Here is a 21,666-nt window from a genome sequence, read left to right on the forward strand (position 1 = left end):
ACCTGCACAATACATATTCTGTATATTTATTAATCATAATGTCACCTAAGGAGCATCATATGTCACAACATGACCAGTTCTGCCAGGCCTGCGGAATGCCGATGTCCGCACCCGATGCACACAGTGCCAGCGATCATTATTGTGCATACTGCAGCGACGGAGACGGCAATCTGAAATTCTGGGAAGAAGCGGTATCAGTCTTAGCCAGCTTCCTTGATTCTTGGCGAAGAGTCGGCATAGAGCGATAACGGAACCAACTGCGGCTGATCCGCAGTACGAAGCAGGCCTGCCTTTCACTGGCATCGTAGCGAGCCTGTAAATCCCTGACCCATTGGCGTAGGCGTGCCAGTATCAGTTCTTTTTTTCAGCACATCCTACAGCATCGCTTTATCGAGGCTCAAATCAGCAAACGCTTCTTCAGCCGCAGGTATTCCTCTTCTAACAGCCTCATGTCCATTAGCTCTTTGGTCGAAATCCCACCGTATTGCTTCCGCTGCCTGTAAAACAAGGTGTCGACCCCATGCTTGCGACAGGCTTCCAGTACAGGTGTTTCCAGTTCCGCCTGCTTCAGAGCAAAAAATCTGCTCCTCGTTGAATCGTGACTTCTTCATCTGAACCGCCTCAATGGGGAGCGTTCATCATTCCGGAATTATATCGCTGAATGGAGCAAAATTTTTGGACAGGGTAACAACAATTATTTGCTCTTCATCATATTTCTCAGTAATAACAGAAGGTTGTACAATGATAGCGCCTAGAACGCATATAACAAAAAGATGGACTTTTCAATAGCATAGATACATCATTTGAAGGATTCTGAATACAAGGCGGCTCTTAGAAGGTATGATGGCGTCGCGAATTGAAAAGTACAATTTAGGCTTTATAACCTCATGCTCCTCGGTAACGGAGATGGGCGGTAGCATGCAAGCTCAGCATTACTCTACGCTCGTATCATCCATGCTATTAGTGAATTTAGCGTACTAACATTAGCAAAAATCAGTGTAAAATTCTCATCAAACACACTTGATAGCTTTAGCTGATTTCAAACAAATTTGAAACAGGGAATGAAATTAAATGGGAATAATTGAGTCGGTGCTTCTCTTTGCATTTGGCAAGAGCGAATCGATTGAAGGGGAATTTGCTATTCTAATCTTTTCATTAGCGGCATCCCTATATGGCCTATTGATTGTCCTCCTAGACTTTCTAACATCAAAAACAACAAAAAAAGCAAGTTTTCTCAAACTATCATATAGTGGTTTTGGTGCTATCTTAGTAATTTTGATGTGGGGCGCTGGTGCTGGAATTGGTGCTCTTATTGGTGCAGGCATTGGTATATTTGAGATAAAAAAAATATCATGTATTTTCGTTGGTGCAATTTGGCCAACAGTGATCCCGAGACTACTATCATCATCTAACAATGAACTTTCTAAAGAAAAAATAGACATACCGGAGGACAACTAAATGAAACTAGGGTTTCTTCTAGGGAGAAGAGAGTTCAGCTCCGAATCAGAGATAATCAACTCCATAAAAGACTTTGAACGCTTTCAACCTGATGAGTTATTAAATAAAGTTAGCACACTCTTAATTTTCAAAAGCGAAATACAACAGTGTTGGCTAGTATTCACCTCTCAAAGAATGTATTTCGTAATTGATGATATTGATAAAGATATAATTAAAACACTTTGGGCCCGAGATAAAGAAAATCTCATAGTAGACGGAAAGATAGCTCTTCACTTAAAAGAAGAAAACCATTCCAGAGAAAGTGGGAAATTATATTTTGGGAAAATGAATAATGGTATTTTATTTACTAAATCTCTATTTCGAAACAAATCAATATCCGGAACAATATTATCCTTACTTGGAAAACATATTTTAACTTAAATCGGGTATTAACTCAACCAGATTGGTATATACAATGCCTCCTTTTGAATATGTCATATCATCGCGATATATAATTGATGAATAAATGAAAAACATAACCATAAATAAACATTCTAAATCGCATAAGAAAGCACTTGGTGCGTACTATACCCCCATTAATCTAAGCAAAGTAATTTGCGAATGGGCTCTGAGAAAACCAAGTGATTATGTACTAGAACCCAGTTTCGGAGGTTGTGGTTTTTTAGAAGCAAGTGTCGAAAGATTAAAAGGGTTAGGCAGCATCGATGCTGTTTCTCAGCTTTTCGGAGTAGATATTGATCCCACAGCTTTTAATTTTCTTTCTGAAAAAATAGGGAAATATACAAACATTAACAAGCATTTTCTTTATAAAGATTTTCTACAAGTCTCAACTGCAGATTTTAAACCAATTGAGTTTGATGTCGTGCTAGGGAATCCTCCTTATGTTTCATTGCATAATATGTCCAAGGTTCAAAAAGAGAGTTGTTTCGAATTACTGAAAAAATCAGAATTTGCCAGAAGTACAATAGGAAGGAATGCCAGTCTTTGGGCTTTCTTTATTTTACATAGTCTATCATTTATTAAAGATGGTGGAAGATGTGCTTGGGTACTCCCGAGTAGTCTCTTACACGCTGACTATGCAAAATCGGTATTAAAAGTATTCAGCAATCATTTCTCTACACTTAAAGTCGTAAAATTAAATGAGAGATTCTTTCAGAAAGAAGATGCAGATGAAGTATCAGTAATATTATTTGCAGATGGATTCACGAGAGAAAAAAAACAAGCAGCGAATATTGGATACTCTTCTGTACATGGGGCTGATGAATTAGAACTTTTATGTAAAGACATATCACTCAACTCTGTAATAAGTGATAACTATAAATCCACATTAATATCAACTAATACTCTACTTGAGTTTGAAAAAATCATCACATCAGAAGTATCAGTGTCACTTGGTTCCTTATGCAAAATAGTTATTGGTATGGTTACAGGTGATAATAATTCATTCATAATTGATCAAAATACGGTTAAAGCGAATAATCTTCAAAATGAAGACCTTAAACCTGTAGTTGGGAGATTCTCCTTATTAACTGGGTTAATCCATACTAAAGCTAGACATAAAAGAGCTCAAAAAGAAAATCACAAGGCATATCTTGTTAGCCCTTGTGATATAAGCTTAAAAAATACGTCTATTAGAAAATACCTCGCAAAGGTCCCTAAAATAAATAGAAAGAATAATAGAACTTTTGCGAAGAGACCCCTATGGTATTATCCAGATGATAGTCGTTATCCTGATGCTTTTTTAACTTATATGATTCATAAATCCCCACGAATGGTAATTAATATATCAAAAATAAATTGTACCAACTCCATTCATCGGGTCTTTTTTCATGATAGTATTACTTTGCATGAGCGTAAAGCCGTTGCTATATCAATGCTATCATCATTTTCACAACTTTCTGCGGAAATCGAAGGCAGGGCATATGGATCAGGCGTGCTAAAATTGGAACCAAGCGCAGCTAAAAAAATCAAGATTCTACTGACACCTGATCTTGTATCAAATTTCAACTCACATTCCGTTTTTTTGGATAAAATGATATCCACAGGGCTATTTGAAGAGGCCCAGAGGTTTATAGATCAATTAATCATCGAATCATTAAATATCCCCCCAAAGACTATGAAATTATTCTCATCTGCTGTTGAGACATTAAGAGAAGAGCGATATATGGGGTTAAATAAGACTAAAATTGAAAGGAATGAATCGTTATGATCATCGAAGAAGATCTTAGTTTTTCAGTCGACGGACGGCTTTTATCAGAATTAGGTGAAAAATTAGTCACAAAGAACTATCTTGCGCTGTCGGAACTAATAAAAAATAGTTATGATGCAGACTCTGCATTTGTTGAAATAACATTAGAAAATGTCAAAGACATATCTCACATAAGTAAAATCATTATTAGAGATGAAGGTGAAGGTATGTCTTGGGATGATTTTAAGAATAATTGGATGCGAATATCCACGTCAAATAAAGAAAGATATCCAATTACTGAAAAATACGCAAGAAATAAAACAGGTAGTAAAGGTATAGGACGATTTGCTTGCCAAAAACTATCTGATACAATTCATTTGGAAACAACTAAATTAATCTCCCCAACAACATTTGAAGTAACATCTATAACCATTAAATGGGGAGATTTCAAAACAGAAAGTGAATTAGTAAAAGTCTCTTTTAAAGCTTCTCATTATTTAGTTACTGACCAACAACTACAAACCGGAACTAAAATTACGTTATCAGATCTTAAAGAAAAGTGGAATCAATTTTCTTATAAAGGTCTTTTGAAAGAATTAGCATCACTATCTTTATCAACCCCAATAAAGAGAGAAGGTTTTATTGAAGATCCTGGGTTTGAAATAAGAGTCCTTTCTGATGAATTTGGATCTGGAGATAATTTACATCTCAATGATGAAATTCTCAATGGTTCATGGGGGAGACTTAATGCTAATGTAACCTCAGAAGGTGAAATAGAGCTTATTTTAGAAGCAAAAACCTTAGGAAAACGTACATATCAGCTGTCAAAAAGGTATCCTGATTTAGCTAATATAACATTTGACATTGCATACTTCCCTGACAGAACTAGTTATTTGAGACGCCCCGATATTATACCCTTAAAGGTAATTAGGCCCATTAGAGAAGTTCATGCTGGGATTAAAATTTATAGTGAAGGATTTCGTGTATATCCATACGGGCAAGCTGGCGATGATTGGCTAAGTCTTGATAAGGACGTGGGCAGACGTAAAGCTAAAATCGATAATGAAGAATTGAGTTATATAGCGGAAAGCTATGGCTTAGACCCTAAAAGAACAATGCTCGATTTATTTCCTAATAAAATGTTAATCGGCAGTGTACAAATCGATGCCAATAACAGTAGTACTAAATTTCTTACAAAATTGAACAGAGAAGGTTTTGTTGAAAACAAAGCCTTTGAAGATTTGAAAGAAGCTTTGAGAGCTGCTATTGAATGGATGACAATACAATTCTCTTCTTTTAAACTTCTATATGCCGATGAAGAAGCGGAAAGAATAAGAACTGACTTTGATAAAGTTCTTGCTGATATCCAACCTTTAGATAAAGAAATTAATAGAGAGATTCGGGTTTCAGAAGCATTTAAAATTATTCGCAATGCTGTCAATTATGAACGCAAGCCAAATACACCGTTACCATTACCTCAAGACCAAACTATAGCAAAAGCTACAGAACTCTTATCTACAGAATTTAGTGTCAATGAAAAGGAATTGAATCTATTACGTTCCATTGCATCTGCTGGTCCACTATTTTTTGTTTTTGCTCACGAGTTTCGAGGACTAGTATCAAAACTAGATACAAATGCTGGTAGTATTGAACAATGGATTGTAAATAATAAAAAGGCCAATATTGATATCGATTGGCTTGCAGAAATAGCATCTTCAATGCGTCAAACCAGGGAAGATTTTGTTTCTTTAGAAAAGTTGATTGGTATATTTTCATCAACACACAAAATTGAGCAAAAACAGATTAGAGTTTTCGATGCAATAAATTCTGTATGTGATGGGTTTTCGTTTATTACTAAGTCTTATGGCATACAAATAGTTAAAAAAATTGATAACCAATTTCTGAAAACAAGTTTAATGCCTGAAGCTTCCTTCTACTCCATTCTAGTCAACTTGTTATCCAATGCTATTAAAGCTGTATTGGCAAGTAAAAACAGTGGGAAAAGAATGATAGAAGTAATTGCTAAACGTGAAAATAATTTAATAATATCGATATCAGATAATGGTGTCGGCCTAGATGCTTCATTATGGGATGATGTTTTCCGACCTTTGGTAACTGACCCTACAGGTGAAATTTATCGACAATTAGAAAGCACAGCAAATATCGATGATTTAGCTGTATTAGGGAAAGGTACTGGATTAGGATTAAATATTGTTAAAAGCATGGTGTCCCAAAACAAAGGGAAAGTAAACTTTATAGAGCCCGGAGACAGTTGGGCTACAACTGTAAAAGTACAATTACCTTAAGGAATAATCATGACACAACAATTTAAAATTTTTTTCATTGATGATGAACTTAATTCTTCCGATGAAACACAAGCCAATGTGCGTGTTGATTTAGTAAATCAACTGAATAAGGATACAAGATTCAATATTATTCCTTACCATCCTGTCGATTTTATAAATCAAAGCACCGAAGCGGAAATAAAAACATCACCTGACCTTATAATAATTGATTACAAACTAAGTGGTGGAAGTAACACTCAAAGCGAAAGATACCATGGGACAGGGTATTCAATGACAAGCTATTGTAAGGAGCGATTTGCTGACGTTCCCTGCTACTTAGTAAGCCAACTTATTGATGATGATGTGTCTGTAAGTGAACATTATGATAAGAAATTATCTCATGGATTTTTAACGAAACAAATTGGACGAGATACTTTAGCAAGTGACTGCAATGCTTATAGGATTTTAAAAAATTATTTAACTCAGTATAAAAACGGGCAGTTAATTATTTCAGCGTTAAATGTTCCAGCGGAGGAAGAGAATAATTTAAAGATCGCCATTCCTTCTGAGTTTTGGAATGAATTAGCCCTCAATGAACCACAAAAAATCGCCGATAGAGAATCCATTCTGATAAAATTCACTAAATGGATTAACAGTACGCTTTTAATAAAACGAGGGCCATTGATTAATTCTTTAGAATTAGCCACCCTTTTAGGTGTTACACAAGACTATTTTGAAAATGGCCATATAAAAAATACTCCTTTAAAGGAATTGTTTATCGAAAAAAGGTATACTGGGATATTTCATGAAAGTTTTCCAGAAAAATGGTGGGCACAGCAATGCTATAACGTAGCCATTGACATACTTGAAGGTGACGGGGGTGCTGAACCCTGGAAATCTATTCCTACAAAAATGAATATTCCCCAAGAACATTGGTCAATTTGCCCGGTATGCAATAAACATTACCCTGAAACAGTTGCTACAGATAAAGATAGTGGTCAAGATTTTCCTTGTCATTGGGCATGTAGCACCGCCGGGGAATTTAGTGACGATATCGTCGGATTTGAACCACAACTATATCTTGATATAGAATAAGATGGTCCATAAGCATGAACGATAAAAATACTTTCTACATTCGATATCGTGACAACCTACGACAATGCCTAGAATATATATCGAATAATCCCAGGCTAGGTTCGGTAATAGATGCAAGAATAATTTCTCGAATTAGATCAAACACACAACAATTAGCATCCAGTTCAAAACTAAAGAAGTTTAACATTCCATTTGGGCCATTCGAAATCAATGCGATTGATTTAATCAATTGTAAACATATACCATGTGCACATATATCTATCGGTGGGGAGATAAAGTTCGACAATATTGGAAATTTTTACCAAGCACTTTCCTTATGTATTATTGCAGAACCCAATTGCGATGTGACTGCTGAAGATGGTTTTTCCTTATGCCGGATGGATAATGGCAAAAGTTATATTATTAGGCGTTTTCATTTTGATATTGATGCGGAACAGATCAATGGTGATCGTCCTGTATTTCATCTTCAGTACGGTGGAAATATTCAGGAGCAACAAAAATCTAAACATCAATATGAACTAATCAGTAGCATTGACTTACCAAGGATACCAACTCTTCCTTTAGATTTAATACAAACCTTAAATTTAATATTTAGTCAAATAAATACGGAAATAACATCTGCTTTTCAAAACCCTCGCTGGAGAAATATTGTTCTAGAGAATGATAAAATTTGGGATGATATATATTTTTCTTCAATGAAAAAACGAACTCGTAAACAAACGCTATACGAAAGACTTTGCTCCCATAACGTTTTCATATAAATCACAATGAAAGTAATTAAGTGCTAAAGCGTCACCTATTTTAAGTTACTGGTAACGCTTTGGCATTTTATGTTAGATATATTTTATTTTTTGGCATTACCTTTCCCAAAATCAAACGGCCCCACTCCTTTCTCTCGATTTGCATCCAGATAATCCGCCCACCACTGCAACATCAACCTGCGTTCTCCCAAATGTTCCGCCTTATGGATGTAAGCTGCCCGTACAGAACTACGCTCCTGGTGACTCATCTGCCGCTCCACCGCATCCCTCGACCACAATCCCGATTCAATCAAAGAACTACATGCCATTGTCCTGAAACCATGTCCACAAACTTCCGTTTTCGTGTCATAGCCCATCACTCGTAGAGCCTTGTTCACCGTGTTCTCACTCATGGGTTTACGCGGATCGTGATCTCCTACGAAGATCAGTTCACGGTTCCCATTAATGCTTTTGATCTTTTCCATAATAGCCAGAGCCTGCCGCGACAAAGGAACAAGATGGGGCGTCCGCATCTTTGAACCACGCTGTGAATGTTTAACACCGTCCAGCGCTTCACGCTCACCGGGGATAGTCCACATGGCCGTTTCAAAATCCACTTCTGACCAGCGGGCAAAACGCAGCTCACTTGAACGGATGAAGACCAATAAAGTGAGTTCAACCGCCAGCCGGGTTAACGGCCTGCCAGAATAGCGATCGATGCGGTGAAGTAATTCAGGTATGCGGTTAAGTTCCAGAGCAGCACGATGCTGTCTTTTCGCCGTGGCAACCGCACCGGCAATTTCTTGTGCAGGGTTGTAGTCGATTAAACCGCTCTGCACAGCAAAGCGCATAATCGCGGTAGTCCGCTGTTGCAAACGAGCCGCAACTTCGAGTCGTCCGGATGATTCCACCGCTTTGATGGGTACAAGCAGATCCCGTGTCTTCAATTCAGCAATGTTCCGCTTACCGATGGCAGTAAAGAGATTATCTTCGAGGCTTTTCAATACACGAGCACTGTGCGATGCCGACCACTTCTGATTGCTGGCGTGCCACTCTCTGGCTACAACTTCAAACGTTATCGCCTCTTGCTCCTGCTCTACCTTAATGGCTTTCTTGTTCTCACTTGGATCTACGCCATTAGCTAACAGCTTACGGGCTTCATCCTTGCGTGCCCTGGCATCCGCCAGCGAGACTTCGGGGTATTTCCCTAAAGCCAGCATCTTTTCTTTACCGCCAAAACGATAACGAAGCCGCCAGTATTTGGAACCGTTAGGATGAACCAGCAAAACCATGCCTTCACCGTCAGTTAGTTTGTAGGCTTTTGCTTCAGGCTTAGCCGAACGAACCTTCACATCACTCAGAGCCATGATGAGTATCCTTTCAAGGGTCCTGTGTGGGTACAAACATTATCGAACCGGGATATACCCGCAGTTGTACCCGCATCAGTAAGTTGATGTAGATTGAATCAGGTTGACTTAGGTTGAGTGAAAAAGCGAGGAAAGCCTTGCGGATACTGGATTTCAGGCACAAAAAAAGACGTCCGTTGACGTCTATTGATGTTCCGATGGTGCCGAAGGCCGGACTCGAACCGGCACGTATTTCTACGGTTGATTTTGAATCAACTGCGTCTACCGATTTCGCCACTTCGGCACTGAAGGGTATGCGGAAAACGAGTGGATTATACCTGTCGCACGCCACCTTGCAAGCGGCACCGCGCGTTCTGCGCGCTAAGTGTTGAAAAAATCAGCGTTCCCTGAACCTGGTCACACTCTTTGCCCTTCACCAAACCATTTTCCTGGCCCATTCCGCTAAGCACCGCCCTGCCGCTTGCTCTACACTGTCAGTTCAACACCATAGTGAGGGAAGTACGATGTCCATCATCAAAAGCTACGCCGCGAAAAATGCGGGCGATACTCTGGAACTCTGGGAGTACGATGCGGGGGAACTTCTGCCGGAAGATGTGGAAGTTCAGGTTGATTACTGCGGGGTCTGCCATTCCGATTTGTCGATGATCGATAACGAATGGGGTATGTCCCAGTATCCGCTGGTTGCGGGTCATGAGGTGATTGGTCATGTGGTGGCGCTGGGTAGCGCTGCGCAGAATAAAGGCCTGAAAGTGGGCCAGCGCGTGGGCATTGGCTGGACGGCGCGTAGCTGTGGGCATTGCGATGCCTGTATCAGCGGCAATCAGATCAACTGTACGGAAGGGTCGCTGCCGACCATTCTGAATCGCGGTGGCTTTGCCGATAAGCTGCGCGCAGACTGGCAGTGGGTGATCCCGCTACCGGAGAACATCGATATCGAAACCGCAGGCCCGCTGCTGTGCGGCGGTATCACCGTCTTTAAACCGTTGCTGATGCATCACGTGACGGCCACCAGCCGCGTTGGGGTTATCGGTATTGGCGGGCTTGGGCACATTGCTATCAAACTGCTGCGCGCGATGGGTGCGGAAGTGACTGCGTTCAGCTCCAATCCGTCGAAAGAGCAGGAAGTGCGGGCGATGGGTGCCGATAACGTGGTGAACAGCCGCGATCCGGAAGCGCTGAAAGCGCTGGCGGGCCAGTTCGACTTAATTATCAACACCGTGAGCGTTGACCTCGACTGGCAGCCATACTTCGAAGCGCTGGCCTCTGGCGGTAACTTCCATACGGTTGGTGCGGTGCTGAAACCGCTGCAGGTGCCCGCCTTTACGCTGATTGGCGGCGACCGCAGTATCTCCGGGTCGGCAACGGGTAACCCGGCCGAACTGCGTAAGTTGATGAAGTTTGCCGGGCGTAGCGGCGTGACGCCGACGACCGAACTGTTCCCCATGTCGAAAATTAACGATGCGTTGCAGCATCTGCGCGACGGGAAAGCCCGTTACCGTGTGGTGCTGAAGGCTGATTTTTGATGCCATTCCGGCGGCGTTCTGCCGCCGGTTCTCTCGTTTAGCCTTTTGCCAGTGCGGCAAACACGTCTGCCACCGCCACAGCGCCCGGGTCGGTCACACCTGCGAGGTTCTGGCTGTTGACGTACGACGCTCGCCCCGCGCCTGCTTTTTGCATGGACGCGGTTTTCTCGGCCCCGGCTTTTGCGGCATGAGCGGCGGCAGGCAGATCTTTGTCACGCAGGGCCTCCAGCGCCGGTTGCAGGGCGTCGATAAGCGTGCGGTCGCCGAGATCGGCTCCGCCGTACTGTTTCATCTGCGCCAGCCCTTTCAATAGCGCATCCGCCAGCGCGTCGCCACGCTGGAGGGATTGCCCGGCAGCGGTAAAGAAGATGGACATCAGCACGCCGCTGGAACCGCCCATCACCGTAGCAAGCCGATCGCCTACCAGTTGCAGCAGTTGCGCGCTGTTGTTAAGCGGCAGTTCGCCCTTGTCGAGCAGGTCAGCGATGTCACGCGCGCCCAGCGCAAAGGTGGAGCCGGTGTCGCCGTCGCCGACTTTAGCATCCAGCGCGTTCAGACGGTTCTCCAGTTGGATAAGCGTTTGAACTATCTGACTTACTCGTGCGGCAACCGTCGGGTTATCGGACGGCCGAATGTCCAGGTCATCGTACACTTTGCTGTGTTTGACGGTTTTTACCAGCGCGAAGGCGACCGGTTTTAGCCAGCCTACCGTTTCCACATCCGCCTGTAAGGCGCGTTCAAAATCCGGTGTCAGTTTTAATACCGAAAGCGAGAAGCCTTTCATATCCAGCGAACTCACCAGCGGCGCCGGGCCAATCAGCCAGGCAATCTGTTCCTGTAATACCGAGTGCGCCAGCTCTTTGGTGAGCAGCGCCATCTCCAGCGCCGAGACGCCGCCGAGGTTGTTGATAAGCACCGCCACCCGAGCATCGCCAACCTGCGCTTTGAGTGGCTTAACCAGCATGTCGATCAGCGCTTTACTGTTGTGGCTTTCGACCACCGATGCGCCCGGTTCACCGTGAATACCCAGTCCCAGTTCCACTTGCCCCGGTTTAATGCGCCCTTGCGCGTCGTCGCTGCCCGGTAGGTTGCAGCTCTCCATCGCCACGCCCAGGCTGAAGACGTTGTCGCTTGCCTGTTGCGCGATGTCACGTACTTCACTAAGCGATTTACCGTGCTCAGCGGCGTAGCCCGCAATTTTATGCACCAGCGCGGTGCCTGCGATGCCACGCGGCTGTTTGTTGTCCGGCAGCGCGATATCATCGGCGACAATCACCATCTCGACCTTCAGACCGTAGCGTTTGGCTTTCTCCGCCGCCAGGCCGAAGTTGAGGCGATCCCCGGTATAGTTTTTGACGATTAAGAGGCAACCCCGGTCACCCGTCACCGCCACAATGGCGTTAAGTACTGCATCGACGCTAGGCGAAGCGAACAAATCACCGCACACCGCCGCCGTCAGCATGCCTTTACCAACGAAACCGGCATGCGCGGGTTCATGCCCTGCCCCCCCGCCGGAAATCACCGCTACCCGGCTTTTATCCCAGTCGCTGCGCGCGACAATCCGAATCGCCGGGTCAATATCGAGCCGCATCAGGTTGCCGTGCGGTGCGGATAACACTAAACCTTCAATCGCATCGTTGACCAGCTGTTTGCGATCGTCATAAAAGAATCTGGACATAACCTTCCAAAAAAATGCAAACCGTATGCAAAGCATAGTTCGCGCTGGATAAAGCGCCGCAAAGCTCAGAATTTCCTGCCGCCTTTTGCTGGCAATTTGCCTATACTCGACGCAGATAAATGGAGGAAAAATTAAATGAGCGCACCTTTGCTAATTGCACGCACGCAGGATAAAGAGCTGAATCTGTTGCCGGGAATGGCGAATCGTCACGGGCTAATCACCGGTGCGACCGGTACCGGGAAGACCGTCACCCTGCAAAAGATGGCGGAGTCGTTCTCAGAGATTGGCGTGCCGGTGTTTATGGCGGATGTAAAAGGTGACCTGACGGGCGTTGCGCAGGCAGGCCAGGCATCAGAAAAGCTTCAGGAGCGCCTGAGCAAGATTGGCGTCACGGACTGGGAGCCGCACGCAAATCCGGTGGTGGTGTGGGATATCTTTGCCGAGAAAGGCCACCCGGTGCGCGCGACAGTGTCAGATCTCGGCCCGCTGCTGCTGGCGCGTCTGCTGAATCTTAACGAAGTGCAGACCGGCGTGCTGAACATTATCTTCCGCATCGCCGACGACCAGGGCTTACTGCTGCTGGACTTTAAAGATCTGCGCGCCATTACCCAATACATCGGTGATAACGCGAAGTCATTTCAGAATCAGTACGGCAATATCAGTAGCGCGTCGGTGGGGGCGATTCAGCGTGGGCTGCTGACGCTGGAGCAGCAAGGTGCCGAGCATTTCTTTGGCGAGCCGATGCTGGATATCAAAGACTGGATGCGCACCGACAACAACGGTAAAGGCATCATTAACATCCTCAGCGCCGAGAAGCTCTATCAGATGCCGAAACTCTACGCAGCCAGCCTGCTGTGGATGCTCTCCGAGCTTTATGAACAGCTACCGGAAGCAGGCGATCTTGAGAAACCGAAACTGGTGTTCTTCTTTGATGAAGCGCACCTGCTGTTCAACGATGCACCGCAGGTGCTGCTGGATAAAATCGAGCAGGTGATCCGCCTGATTCGTTCAAAAGGCGTGGGCGTCTATTTTGTGTCGCAAAACCCGTCGGATATTCCGGATGCGGTGCTCGGCCAGTTGGGCAACCGCGTGCAGCATGCGCTGCGTGCCTTTACGCCAAAAGATCAGAAAGCGGTGAAAACGGCGGCGCAAACCATGCGCGCGAATCCGGCGTTTGATACAGAAAAAGCGATTCAGGAATTGGGTACCGGCGAGGCGTTAATCTCGTTCCTGGATGCCAAAGGCAGCCCGTCGGTGGTCGAACGCGCGATGGTAATTGCGCCATGCTCACGTATGGGGCCGGTTACCGACGATGAGCGTAACGGGCTGATCAACAACTCGCCGTTGTACGGGAAGTATGAAGATGCGGTCGATCGCGAGTCTGCATTCGAAATGTTGCAAAAAGGCGTACAGGCGAGCACCGAGCAGGCCAATGCGCCTGCGGCGAAAGGCAAAGCCGTTGAAGTGGATGACGGTATTCTTGGCGGGCTGAAGGATATTCTGTTCGGCACTACCGGGCCGCGCGGCGGTAAAAAAGATGGCATCGTGCAGACGGCGGCGAAAAGCGCGGTGCGCCAGGTGACCAACCAGATTGTGCGTGGGATGCTGGGGAGTTTGCTCGGGGGAAGACGGCGGTAAGGGGTTGTGCGGTCTGTTCCCCTCACCCTGGCCCTCTCCCGCAGGGAGAGGGGACGGTTCAGAGCAACAGGTTAGCCGGAAACAACAAGGGAGCTTTCGCTCCCTTTTTCAAAACGTTATGCTTTTCGCATCATCAGCCAGAGGCTAATCACGAAGAAGCTGGCGCTGGGCAGCAGCGCGCCAATCACTGGCGGGATGCCGTAGACCAGCGTCAACGGGCCGAAGATTTGGTCAAGCACATAGAACACAAAACCAAAGCTGATACCGGTGACGACACGCACACCCATCGGCACGCTACGCAGCGGGCCGAAGATGAACGACAGCGCCATCAGCATCATGACCGCCACGGAGAGCGGCTGGAAAACTTTGCTCCACATATTAAGCTGATAACGGCCAGAATCCTGGCCACTCGACTTCAGGTACTTCACATAGTTGTGCAGGCCGCTGATGGAAAGCGCGTCCGGGTCTAACGCCACCACGCCAAGTTTGTCAGGCGTGAGGTTGGTTTTCCAGGTGCCGCTTACGGTTTGCGCGCCGGTAATTTGCTTGCTGTCCGTCAGATTAGATTCATCCACCTGCGACAAACGCCACACCTTGTTTTCCGGATCAAATTTCGCGGAGGCCGCGTAGCGAACGGACTGCAGACGTTTCTCCGGGTTGAAGGAGTAAATGCTTACCCCACCCAGTTCGTCGTTACCTTTCACCCGTTCGATATAAACAAAGTTATGGCCATCTTTCGCCCACATCCCCTGTTGGGTTGAGAGCAACGAACCGCCATACATCGCCTGCGCACGGTAGTTACGCGCCATCTGCTCGCCCTGCGGAGCAACCCATTCGCCCATCGCCATGGTCAGCAGTACCAGCGGAATCGCCGTTTTCATTACGGACAACGCCACCTGCATACGCGTAAAGCCGGAAGCCTGCATCACCACCAGTTCACTGCGCTGCGCCAGCATCCCCAGACCTAACAGCGCCCCCAGCAGGGCGGCCATCGGGAAGAAGATTTGGATATCTTTTGGCATGCTGAGCAGGGTATACACCCCGGCGCCCAGCGCATCGTAGTTCCCCTGCCCGGCTTTTTTAAGCTGGTCGACAAACTTAATGATGCCGGAGAGCGACACCAGCATGAACAGCGTCATCATGATGGTGGTAAAGATGGTTTTACCGATATAGCGGTCAAGAACACCAAATGGCTGCATCACACCGCTCCTTTAGCCGAGAAACGCGCACGGAAGCGACGCATCGGGATGGTATCCCACAGGTTCAACACGATCGCCAGCGCCAGATAGGAGAGGTTCACCACCCACATCCAGATTGCCGGGTCGAGCTTGCCTTTGCCGCCATTTGATTTGAGCGAGGTTTGCAGCAGGAAGAAAACCAGATACAGCAGCATCGCCGGCAGCATCGACAGCACACGGCCCTGACGCGGATTGACCACGCTCAGCGGAACCACCATTAGCGCCATAATAGCCACCGTCAGCACGAGCGTGATACGCCAGTGGAATTCAGCGCGCGCGCGGTCATTGTTGGTGTTCCACAGGGTGCGCATGTCCATTTGATCGGTGTCGTTCGGATCCAGCGTCACTGCCTGATGACCGACAATCGCCTGGTAATCTTTAAAATCGGTAATGCGGAAATCACGCAGCATCGCGGTACCTTCAAAGCGGGTACCTTCGTTTAAGGTCACCACCTGAGAACCATCTTTCAACTGCGAGAGATGGCCGGAATCGGCCACTACAACGGAAGGACGCGCGTTACCTTTCGGGCGCAGCTGCGCAAGAAAAACATCTTTAAAACTGCTACCATCGACGCTTTCAATAAACAGCACCGAGTTGCCGTCCGTCGCCTGCTGAAACTGACCCGCCGCCAGCGCCGCAAGGCCTGGGTTGGCTTTCGCTTCCGCCAGCACTTCATCCTGGTGGCGAGAGGACCACGGCCCTGCCCACATGACATTCACTGCCGCGATAATACTGGTGAACAGCGCCAGTACCATGGCGGCTTTAATCAGCACGGCTTTACTGAGGCCGCAGGCATGCATCACCGTAATTTCACTTTCGGTGTAGAGTTTACCCAGCGTCATCAATAAGCCAAGGAACAGGCTCAGGGGGAGGATCAATTGCGCCATTTCAGGCACGCCCAGCCCCAGCAATGAGAGCACCAGGTTTGTCGGGATCTCGCCGTCTACCGCCGCGCCGAGGATCCTCACCAGTTTCTGACAAAAGAAGATCAGAAGCAGGATGAAGAGGATCGCAAGCTGGCTTTTAAGCGTCTCCCGCACCAGATATCTTATGATTATCACTATAAATACGCCCGTAAAAACCCGTCTTATTGCAGGAAAATAGCTTGTTTCATGGCTTAAACGTCATTTATTCTCTTGAGTCGTCGAAAACATCGCTAAGATTAGATGACTCAGCGGTTTCACGTTTCAGGACTTGCTTCTGACGTGCCAACACCGTAATAACGTTAAGATTAACACGAAGTCACCGCAACAGCGGAAATGAGTTACGAAAGCTTGCAATTCTAACTGTAGCCACCGCCGTTGTCTTTAAGATTCAGGAGCGTAGTCCATGGAGTTCAGTGTAAAAAGCGGTAGCCCGGAAAAACAGCGGAGCGCCTGCATCGTGGTCGGCGTTTTTGAACCGCGCCGTCTTTCCCCGATTGCCGAACAGCTCGATAAAATCAGCGACGGCTATATCAGCGCCCTGCTGCGTCGCGGCGAACTGGAAGGTAAACCTGGCCAGACGCTGCTGCTGCACCACGTTCCAAACGTGCTGTCAGAGCGCATTCTGCTGATTGGCTGCGGTAAAGAACGCGAGCTTGATGAGCGTCAGTATAAGCAGGTCATTCAGAAAACCATCAACACCCTGAATGATACCGGGTCGATGGAAGCCGTTTGCTTCCTGACCGAGCTGCACGTTAAGGGCCGCAACAACTACTGGAAAGTGCGTCAGGCCGTAGAAACGGCAAAAGAGACGCTGTACAGCTTTGATCAGCTGAAAACGAATAAAACTGAGCCGCGTCGTCCGCTGCGTAAAATGGTCTTCAACGTGCCAACCCGCCGTGAACTGACCAGCGGTGAACGCGCGATTCAGCACGGCCTGGCCATTGCCGCCGGGATTAAAGCCGCGAAAGATCTTGGCAATATGCCGCCAAACATCTGTAACGCCGCGTACCTCGCATCGCAGGCGCGCCAGTTGGCAGACAGCTACAGCAAGAACGTGGTAACCCGCGTGATTGGCGAGCAGCAGATGAAAGAGCTGGGTATGCATTCGTATCTGGCAGTCGGCCACGGTTCGCAGAACGAATCGCTGATGTCGGTGATTGAGTATAAAGGTAACACCTCCGAAGATGCCCGCCCAATCGTGCTGGTCGGTAAAGGCCTGACCTTCGATTCCGGCGGTATCTCCATCAAGCCTGCCGAAGGCATGGACGAGATGAAGTACGACATGTGCGGCGCGGCGGCAGTCTATGGCGTAATGCGGATGGTAGCGGAACTTCAGTTGCCGATTAACGTGGTTGGCGTGCTGGCAGGCTGTGAAAACATGCCGGGCGGGCGCGCATATCGCCCGGGCGACGTGCTGACGACGATGTCCGGTCAAACGGTCGAAGTGCTGAACACCGACGCCGAAGGCCGTCTGGTACTGTGCGACGTGTTAACCTACGTTGAGCGTTTCGAGCCGGAAGCGGTTATCGATGTGGCGACGCTGACCGGCGCGTGCGTGATTGCCCTGGGCCATCACATCACGGGCCTGATGTCGAACCACAATCCGCTGGCGCACGAGCTGATTGGCGCGTCTGAGCAGGCGGGCGATCGCGCATGGCGTCTGCCGCTGGCCGATGAGTTCCAGGATCAACTGGAGTCGAACTTTGCCGATATGGCAAACATCGGTGGCCGTCCTGGCGGCGCGATTACCGCGGGCTGCTTCCTGTCGCGCTTTACGCGTAAGTACAACTGGGCTCACCTGGATATCGCGGGTACCGCATGGCGCTCCGGTAAAGCCAAAGGCGCCACGGGCCGCCCGGTAGCGCTGCTGTCGCAGTTCCTGCTTAATCGCGCCGGGTTTAACGGCGAAGAGTAAATTAAGGCTTTAAGGGAAACACCCTCACCCCGCCCTCTCCCTCAGGGAGAGGGAGAAAACCAGAGCAGGTCTTTGAACTTTGCACTGTCAGTCCCCTCTCCCTGAGGGAGAGGGTTAGGGTGAGGGGTCCAACACATTTAAATCCACCACAAGAAGCCCCATATATGAAAAATGCGACGTTCTATCTTCTGGACAACGAAACCACCGTCGATGGCTTGAGCGCCGTCGAGCAACTGGTGTGCGATGTTGCCGCAGAACGTTGGCGCAGTGGTAAGCGCGTGCTGATTGCCTGTGAAGATGAGCAGCAGGCCATTCGCCTGGATGAAGCGCTATGGGCGCGCCCGGCGGAGAGTTTTGTGCCGCATAATCTCGCGGGCGAAGGCCCACGCGGTGGTGCGCCGGTCGAAATTGCCTGGCCGCAAAAGCGTAACAGTAGCCCGCGCGATATACTGATCAGTCTGCGACTCAATTTCGCAGATTTTGCCACCGCTTTCACAGAAGTGATAGACTTCGTTCCTTACGAAGATTCGCTTAAACAACTGGCGCGCGAACGATACAAAGCTTACCGCGTGGCTGGTTTCAACCTGAACACGGCAACCTGGAAATAATGGAAAAGACATACAACCCACAAGATATCGAACAGCCGCTTTACGAGCACTGGGAAAAGCAGGGCTATTTCAAACCGAATGGCGATGAAAGCCAGGAAAGTTTCTGCATCATGATCCCGCCGCCGAACGTCACCGGCAGTTTGCATATGGGTCACGCCTTCCAGCAAACCATCATGGATACCATGATTCGCTACCAGCGCATGCAGGGTAAAAACACCCTCTGGCAGGCGGGGACCGACCATGCCGGTATCGCCACCCAGATGGTGGTTGAGCGCAAAATTGCCGCTGAAGAAGGTAAAACCCGTCACGACTATGGACGCGATGCGTTCATCGACAAAATCTGGCAGTGGAAAGCGGAATCCGGCGGCACCATTACCCGTCAGATGCGCCGTCTCGGCAACTCTGTGGACTGGGAGCGCGAGCGCTTCACCATGGACGAAGGGCTTTCCAATGCCGTGAAAGAAGTCTTCGTACGCCTCTACAAAGAAGACCTGATTTACCGTGGCAAACGCCTGGTAAACTGGGACCCGAAACTGCGTACCGCCATCTCTGACCTGGAAGTGGAAAACCGCGAGTCAAAAGGCTCAATGTGGCACATCCGCTATCCGCTGGACGACGGCGCGAAAACCGCAGACGGTAAAGATTATCTGGTTGTCGCCACCACCCGTCCGGAAACCGTGCTGGGCGATACCGGCGTGGCCGTGAACCCGGAAGATCCGCGTTATAAAGATCTGATCGGTAAATTCGTTGTCCTGCCGCTGGTTAACCGCCGCATTCCGATCGTGGGCGACGAACACGCCGACATGGAAAAAGGCACCGGCTGCGTGAAAATCACGCCGGCGCACGATTTCAACGACTATGAAGTCGGTCGTCGTCATCAACTGCCGATGATTAACATTCTGACCTTTGATGGTGACATTCGCGAAACGGCGGAAGTGTACGACACCAAAGGTAACGAATCTGACGTTTACTCCAATGAGATCCCGGCAGAGTTCCAGAAACTGGAACGTTTTGCCGCGCGTAAAGCGATCGTTGCCGCCGTTGATGCCCTCGGCCTGCTGGAAGAGATTAAACCGCACGACCTGACCGTGCCTTACGGCGACCGTGGCGGCGTGGTTATCGAACCGATGCTGACCGACCAGTGGTACGTGCGTGCCGACGTGCTGGCGAAACCGGCGGTTGAAGCCGTTGAAAACGGCGACATTCAGTTTGTGCCGAAGCAGTACGAAAACATGTACTTCTCCTGGATGCGCGATATTCAGGACTGGTGTATCTCTCGCCAACTGTGGTGGGGTCACCGTATCCCGGCATGGTACGACAACGAAGGTAACGTCTACGTTGGCCGCACCGAAGAAGAAGTGCGTCAGGAAAACAACCTCGGCGCGGACGTCGCGCTGCGTCAGGACGAAGACGTTCTTGATACCTGGTTCTCTTCCGCGCTGTGGACTTTCTCCACCCTCGGCTGGCCGGAAAACACCGACGCCCTGCGTCAGTTCCACCCAACCAGCGTGATGGTGTCCGGCTTCGACATCATCTTCTTCTGGATTGCCCGCATGATCATGATGACCATGCACTTCATTAAAGATGAAAATGGCAAGCCGCAGGTACCGTTCCACACCGTTTACATGACCGGCCTGATTCGTGATGACGAAGGCCAGAAGATGTCCAAATCCAAGGGTAACGTAATTGACCCACTGGATATGGTTGACGGGATTTCGCTGGCAGACCTGCTGGAGAAACGCACCGGCAACATGATGCAGCCGCAGATGGCGGAGAAAATCCGCAAGCGTACCGAGAAACAGTTCCCGAACGGCATCGAGCCGCACGGCACTGACGCCCTGCGCTTCACCCTGGCGGCGCTGGCGTCTACCGGTCGCGATATCAACTGGGACATGAAACGCCTGGAAGGTTACCGTAACTTCTGTAACAAGCTGTGGAACGCCAGCCGCTTTGTGCTGATGAACACCGAAGATCAGGATTGCGGCTTCAACGGCGGCGAAATGACGCTGTCGCTGGCAGACCGCTGGATTCTGGCGGAATTCAACCAGACCGTGAAAGCGTACCGTGAAGCGCTGGATAGCTACCGTTTCGATATCGCTGCGGGCATTCTCTATGAATTCACCTGGAACCAGTTCTGCGACTGGTATCTGGAGCTGACCAAGCCGGTGATGACCGGGGGCTCTGAAGCGGAACTGCGTGGTACTCGCCATACGCTGGTGACCGTGCTGGAAGGTCTGCTGCGCCTCGCGCATCCGATCATTCCGTTTATCACCGAAACCATCTGGCAGCGTGTGAAAGTGATTTGCGGTATCACCGCCGATACCATCATGCTGCAGCCGTTCCCGGAATTCGATGCGTCTCAGGTGGATGAAGCGGCACTGGCCGATACCGAGTGGCTGAAACAGGCGATCGTTGCTGTACGTAACATCCGTGCAGAAATGAACATCGCCCCAGGCAAACCGCTGGAACTGCTGCTGCGCGGTTGCAGTAAAGATGCGGAGCGTCGTGTAAACGATAACCGTAGCTTCCTGCTGAACCTGGCGCGTCTGGAGAGCATCACCGTGCTGCCAGCCGATGAAAAAGGCCCGGTATCGGTAACCAAAATCATCGACGGCGCTGAGCTGCTGATCCCGATGGCTGGCCTTATCAACAAAGAAGATGAGCTGGCGCGTCTGGCGAAAGAAGTGGCGAAAATCGAAGGTGAAATCAGCCGCATCGAAAGCAAACTGTCGAACGAAGGCTTTGTGGCGCGTGCACCGGAAGCGGTGATCGCCAAAGAGCGTGAGAAGCTGGACGGTTACGCTGAAGCGAAAGCCAAGCTGATTGAACAGCAGGCGGTCATCGCCGCGCTGTAATGCCCTGAGGTTGTGCCTGTTTAGTTGCCGGATGCCGCATTGCGTATCCGGCCTCCACTCAGGCACGCACCCAATTTTCCTTCCTGAATTATCCTCGCTTGCACTCACCCGCCATGCGGTGTTATTAACTGCATATCTCCGTCACAAATTAT

At 48.4% G+C, this 21,666-nt stretch carries 17 protein-coding genes and 1 tRNA gene; 12 read left to right on the forward strand and 6 right to left on the reverse strand.

Translation table 11 applies throughout. From position 1 onward, the window contains the following. Nucleotides 1-59 precede the first annotated feature (59 nt). Nucleotides 60-248 (forward strand): zinc ribbon domain-containing protein, encoded by a 189-nt coding sequence (locus DBY68_RS11005; protein WP_108476213.1) that lies wholly within the window; start codon nucleotides 60-62, stop codon nucleotides 246-248. A 126-nt stretch (nucleotides 249-374) separates the two neighbouring features. Here the strand turns inward: DBY68_RS11005 and DBY68_RS11010 are convergent, their stop codons facing one another. After that, nucleotides 375-611, reverse strand: coding sequence for a hypothetical protein (locus DBY68_RS11010; RefSeq protein ID WP_108476212.1), 237 nt, complete (start codon nucleotides 609-611; stop codon nucleotides 375-377). Between the two features lie 460 nt (nucleotides 612-1,071). Here DBY68_RS11010 and DBY68_RS11015 point away from each other — a divergent pair, with 460 nt between their 5' ends. The 6 genes from DBY68_RS11015 to DBY68_RS22775 all read left to right on the forward strand — a co-directional run bounded on the left by DBY68_RS11015 (nucleotide 1,072) and on the right by DBY68_RS22775 (nucleotide 7,787). Further along, nucleotides 1,072-1,458: a hypothetical protein gene (locus DBY68_RS11015; protein WP_108476211.1), complete on the forward strand. Its 387-nt coding sequence runs from the start codon at nucleotides 1,072-1,074 to the stop codon at nucleotides 1,456-1,458. After that, a complete protein-coding gene (locus DBY68_RS11020) occupies nucleotides 1,459-1,878 on the forward strand; it encodes a hypothetical protein (RefSeq protein WP_108476210.1) in 420 nt (139 codons plus the stop codon). Between the two features lie 85 nt (nucleotides 1,879-1,963). Continuing rightward, a complete protein-coding gene (locus tag DBY68_RS11025; protein WP_108476209.1) occupies nucleotides 1,964-3,667 on the forward strand; it encodes an N-6 DNA methylase in 1,704 nt (567 codons plus the stop codon). Next, nucleotides 3,664-5,952, forward strand: coding sequence for a sensor histidine kinase (locus tag DBY68_RS11030; protein WP_108476208.1), 2,289 nt, complete (start codon nucleotides 3,664-3,666; stop codon nucleotides 5,950-5,952). Before DBY68_RS11025 ends, DBY68_RS11030 begins: the two co-directional genes overlap by 4 nt. A gap of 9 nt (nucleotides 5,953-5,961) precedes the next feature. Continuing rightward, a complete protein-coding gene (locus DBY68_RS11035) occupies nucleotides 5,962-7,026 on the forward strand; it encodes a hypothetical protein (RefSeq protein ID WP_108476207.1) in 1,065 nt (354 codons plus the stop codon). A gap of 14 nt (nucleotides 7,027-7,040) precedes the next feature. Then, entirely contained in the window at nucleotides 7,041-7,787 is a 747-nt protein-coding gene (locus DBY68_RS22775) for a hypothetical protein (protein ID WP_146745457.1), read from the forward strand. A gap of 83 nt (nucleotides 7,788-7,870) precedes the next feature. Here DBY68_RS22775 and DBY68_RS11040 read toward each other — a convergent pair whose 3' ends face one another. Further along, the gene (locus DBY68_RS11040) at nucleotides 7,871-9,133 is read right to left on the reverse strand and encodes an integrase arm-type DNA-binding domain-containing protein (RefSeq protein ID WP_108476206.1); all 1,263 of its coding nucleotides are present in this window, start codon (nucleotides 9,131-9,133) and stop codon (nucleotides 7,871-7,873) included. A gap of 198 nt (nucleotides 9,134-9,331) precedes the next feature. Further along, nucleotides 9,332-9,416: transfer RNA gene (locus DBY68_RS11045), tRNA-Leu, on the reverse strand. A gap of 220 nt (nucleotides 9,417-9,636) precedes the next feature. On the opposite strand from DBY68_RS11045, the gene DBY68_RS11050 reads away from it, so the two are divergent. Beyond that, the gene (locus DBY68_RS11050; RefSeq protein ID WP_108476205.1) at nucleotides 9,637-10,656 is read left to right on the forward strand and encodes an NAD(P)-dependent alcohol dehydrogenase; all 1,020 of its coding nucleotides are present in this window, start codon (nucleotides 9,637-9,639) and stop codon (nucleotides 10,654-10,656) included. A 37-nt stretch (nucleotides 10,657-10,693) separates the two neighbouring features. Here the strand turns inward: DBY68_RS11050 and DBY68_RS11055 are convergent, their stop codons facing one another. After that, nucleotides 10,694-12,334: a dihydroxyacetone kinase subunit DhaK gene (locus tag DBY68_RS11055; protein WP_108476204.1), complete on the reverse strand. Its 1,641-nt coding sequence runs from the start codon at nucleotides 12,332-12,334 to the stop codon at nucleotides 10,694-10,696. Nucleotides 12,335-12,469: 135 nt separating this feature from the next. On the opposite strand from DBY68_RS11055, the gene DBY68_RS11060 reads away from it, so the two are divergent. After that, nucleotides 12,470-13,972 (forward strand): helicase HerA-like C-terminal domain-containing protein, encoded by a 1,503-nt coding sequence (locus DBY68_RS11060; RefSeq protein ID WP_108476203.1) that lies wholly within the window; start codon nucleotides 12,470-12,472, stop codon nucleotides 13,970-13,972. Between the two features lie 116 nt (nucleotides 13,973-14,088). Here DBY68_RS11060 and lptG read toward each other — a convergent pair whose 3' ends face one another. Further along, entirely contained in the window at nucleotides 14,089-15,171 is a 1,083-nt protein-coding gene (lptG, locus tag DBY68_RS11065) for an LPS export ABC transporter permease LptG (protein WP_108476202.1), read from the reverse strand. Continuing rightward, nucleotides 15,171-16,271: an LPS export ABC transporter permease LptF gene (lptF, locus tag DBY68_RS11070; protein WP_108476201.1), complete on the reverse strand. Its 1,101-nt coding sequence runs from the start codon at nucleotides 16,269-16,271 to the stop codon at nucleotides 15,171-15,173. The genes lptG and lptF overlap by 1 nt, the downstream gene beginning before the upstream one ends. Before the next feature lie 268 nt (nucleotides 16,272-16,539). Here lptF and pepA point away from each other — a divergent pair, with 268 nt between their 5' ends. From pepA to DBY68_RS11090, 3 genes are all read left to right on the forward strand, one after another. Further along, complete coding sequence (gene pepA / locus DBY68_RS11080) at nucleotides 16,540-18,051, forward strand: leucyl aminopeptidase (RefSeq protein ID WP_108476200.1); 1,512 nt, start codon at nucleotides 16,540-16,542, stop codon at nucleotides 18,049-18,051. 164 nt (nucleotides 18,052-18,215) lie between these two features. Then, a complete protein-coding gene (gene holC / locus DBY68_RS11085; RefSeq protein ID WP_108476199.1) occupies nucleotides 18,216-18,659 on the forward strand; it encodes a DNA polymerase III subunit chi in 444 nt (147 codons plus the stop codon). Then, a complete protein-coding gene (locus tag DBY68_RS11090) occupies nucleotides 18,659-21,514 on the forward strand; it encodes a valine--tRNA ligase (protein WP_108476198.1) in 2,856 nt (951 codons plus the stop codon). The genes holC and DBY68_RS11090 overlap by 1 nt, the downstream gene beginning before the upstream one ends. The last annotated feature ends 152 nt before the right edge of the window (nucleotides 21,515-21,666 follow it).

Origin of the sequence: Pseudocitrobacter sp. RIT415 (genome assembly GCF_003057695.2) — a bacterium.
Classification (GTDB): Bacteria; Pseudomonadota; Gammaproteobacteria; order Enterobacterales; family Enterobacteriaceae; genus Pseudocitrobacter; species Pseudocitrobacter faecalis.

Excerpts from the sequence above, each read along its gene's own strand:
- DBY68_RS11020 (WP_108476210.1), top strand. The coding sequence starts at position 1,459 with ATGAAACTAGGGTTTCTTCTAGGGAGAAGAGAGTTCAGCTCCGAATCA.
- DBY68_RS11005 (WP_108476213.1), top strand. The coding sequence starts at position 60 with ATGTCACAACATGACCAGTTCTGCCAGGCCTGCGGAATGCCGATGTCC.
- DBY68_RS11055 (WP_108476204.1), bottom strand. The coding sequence starts at position 12,334 with ATGTCCAGATTCTTTTATGACGATCGCAAACAGCTGGTCAACGATGCG.
- DBY68_RS11015 (WP_108476211.1), top strand. The coding sequence starts at position 1,072 with ATGGGAATAATTGAGTCGGTGCTTCTCTTTGCATTTGGCAAGAGCGAA.
- holC (WP_108476199.1), top strand. The coding sequence starts at position 18,216 with ATGAAAAATGCGACGTTCTATCTTCTGGACAACGAAACCACCGTCGAT.
- DBY68_RS11030 (WP_108476208.1), top strand. The coding sequence starts at position 3,664 with ATGATCATCGAAGAAGATCTTAGTTTTTCAGTCGACGGACGGCTTTTA.
- DBY68_RS11050 (WP_108476205.1), top strand. The coding sequence starts at position 9,637 with ATGTCCATCATCAAAAGCTACGCCGCGAAAAATGCGGGCGATACTCTG.
- DBY68_RS22775 (WP_146745457.1), top strand. The coding sequence starts at position 7,041 with ATGAACGATAAAAATACTTTCTACATTCGATATCGTGACAACCTACGA.
- DBY68_RS11090 (WP_108476198.1), top strand. The coding sequence starts at position 18,659 with ATGGAAAAGACATACAACCCACAAGATATCGAACAGCCGCTTTACGAG.
- pepA (WP_108476200.1), top strand. The coding sequence starts at position 16,540 with ATGGAGTTCAGTGTAAAAAGCGGTAGCCCGGAAAAACAGCGGAGCGCC.
- lptG (WP_108476202.1), bottom strand. The coding sequence starts at position 15,171 with ATGCAGCCATTTGGTGTTCTTGACCGCTATATCGGTAAAACCATCTTT.
- DBY68_RS11035 (WP_108476207.1), top strand. The coding sequence starts at position 5,962 with ATGACACAACAATTTAAAATTTTTTTCATTGATGATGAACTTAATTCT.
- DBY68_RS11025 (WP_108476209.1), top strand. The coding sequence starts at position 1,964 with ATGAAAAACATAACCATAAATAAACATTCTAAATCGCATAAGAAAGCA.
- DBY68_RS11040 (WP_108476206.1), bottom strand. The coding sequence starts at position 9,133 with ATGGCTCTGAGTGATGTGAAGGTTCGTTCGGCTAAGCCTGAAGCAAAA.
- DBY68_RS11060 (WP_108476203.1), top strand. The coding sequence starts at position 12,470 with ATGAGCGCACCTTTGCTAATTGCACGCACGCAGGATAAAGAGCTGAAT.
- DBY68_RS11010 (WP_108476212.1), bottom strand. The coding sequence starts at position 611 with ATGAAGAAGTCACGATTCAACGAGGAGCAGATTTTTTGCTCTGAAGCA.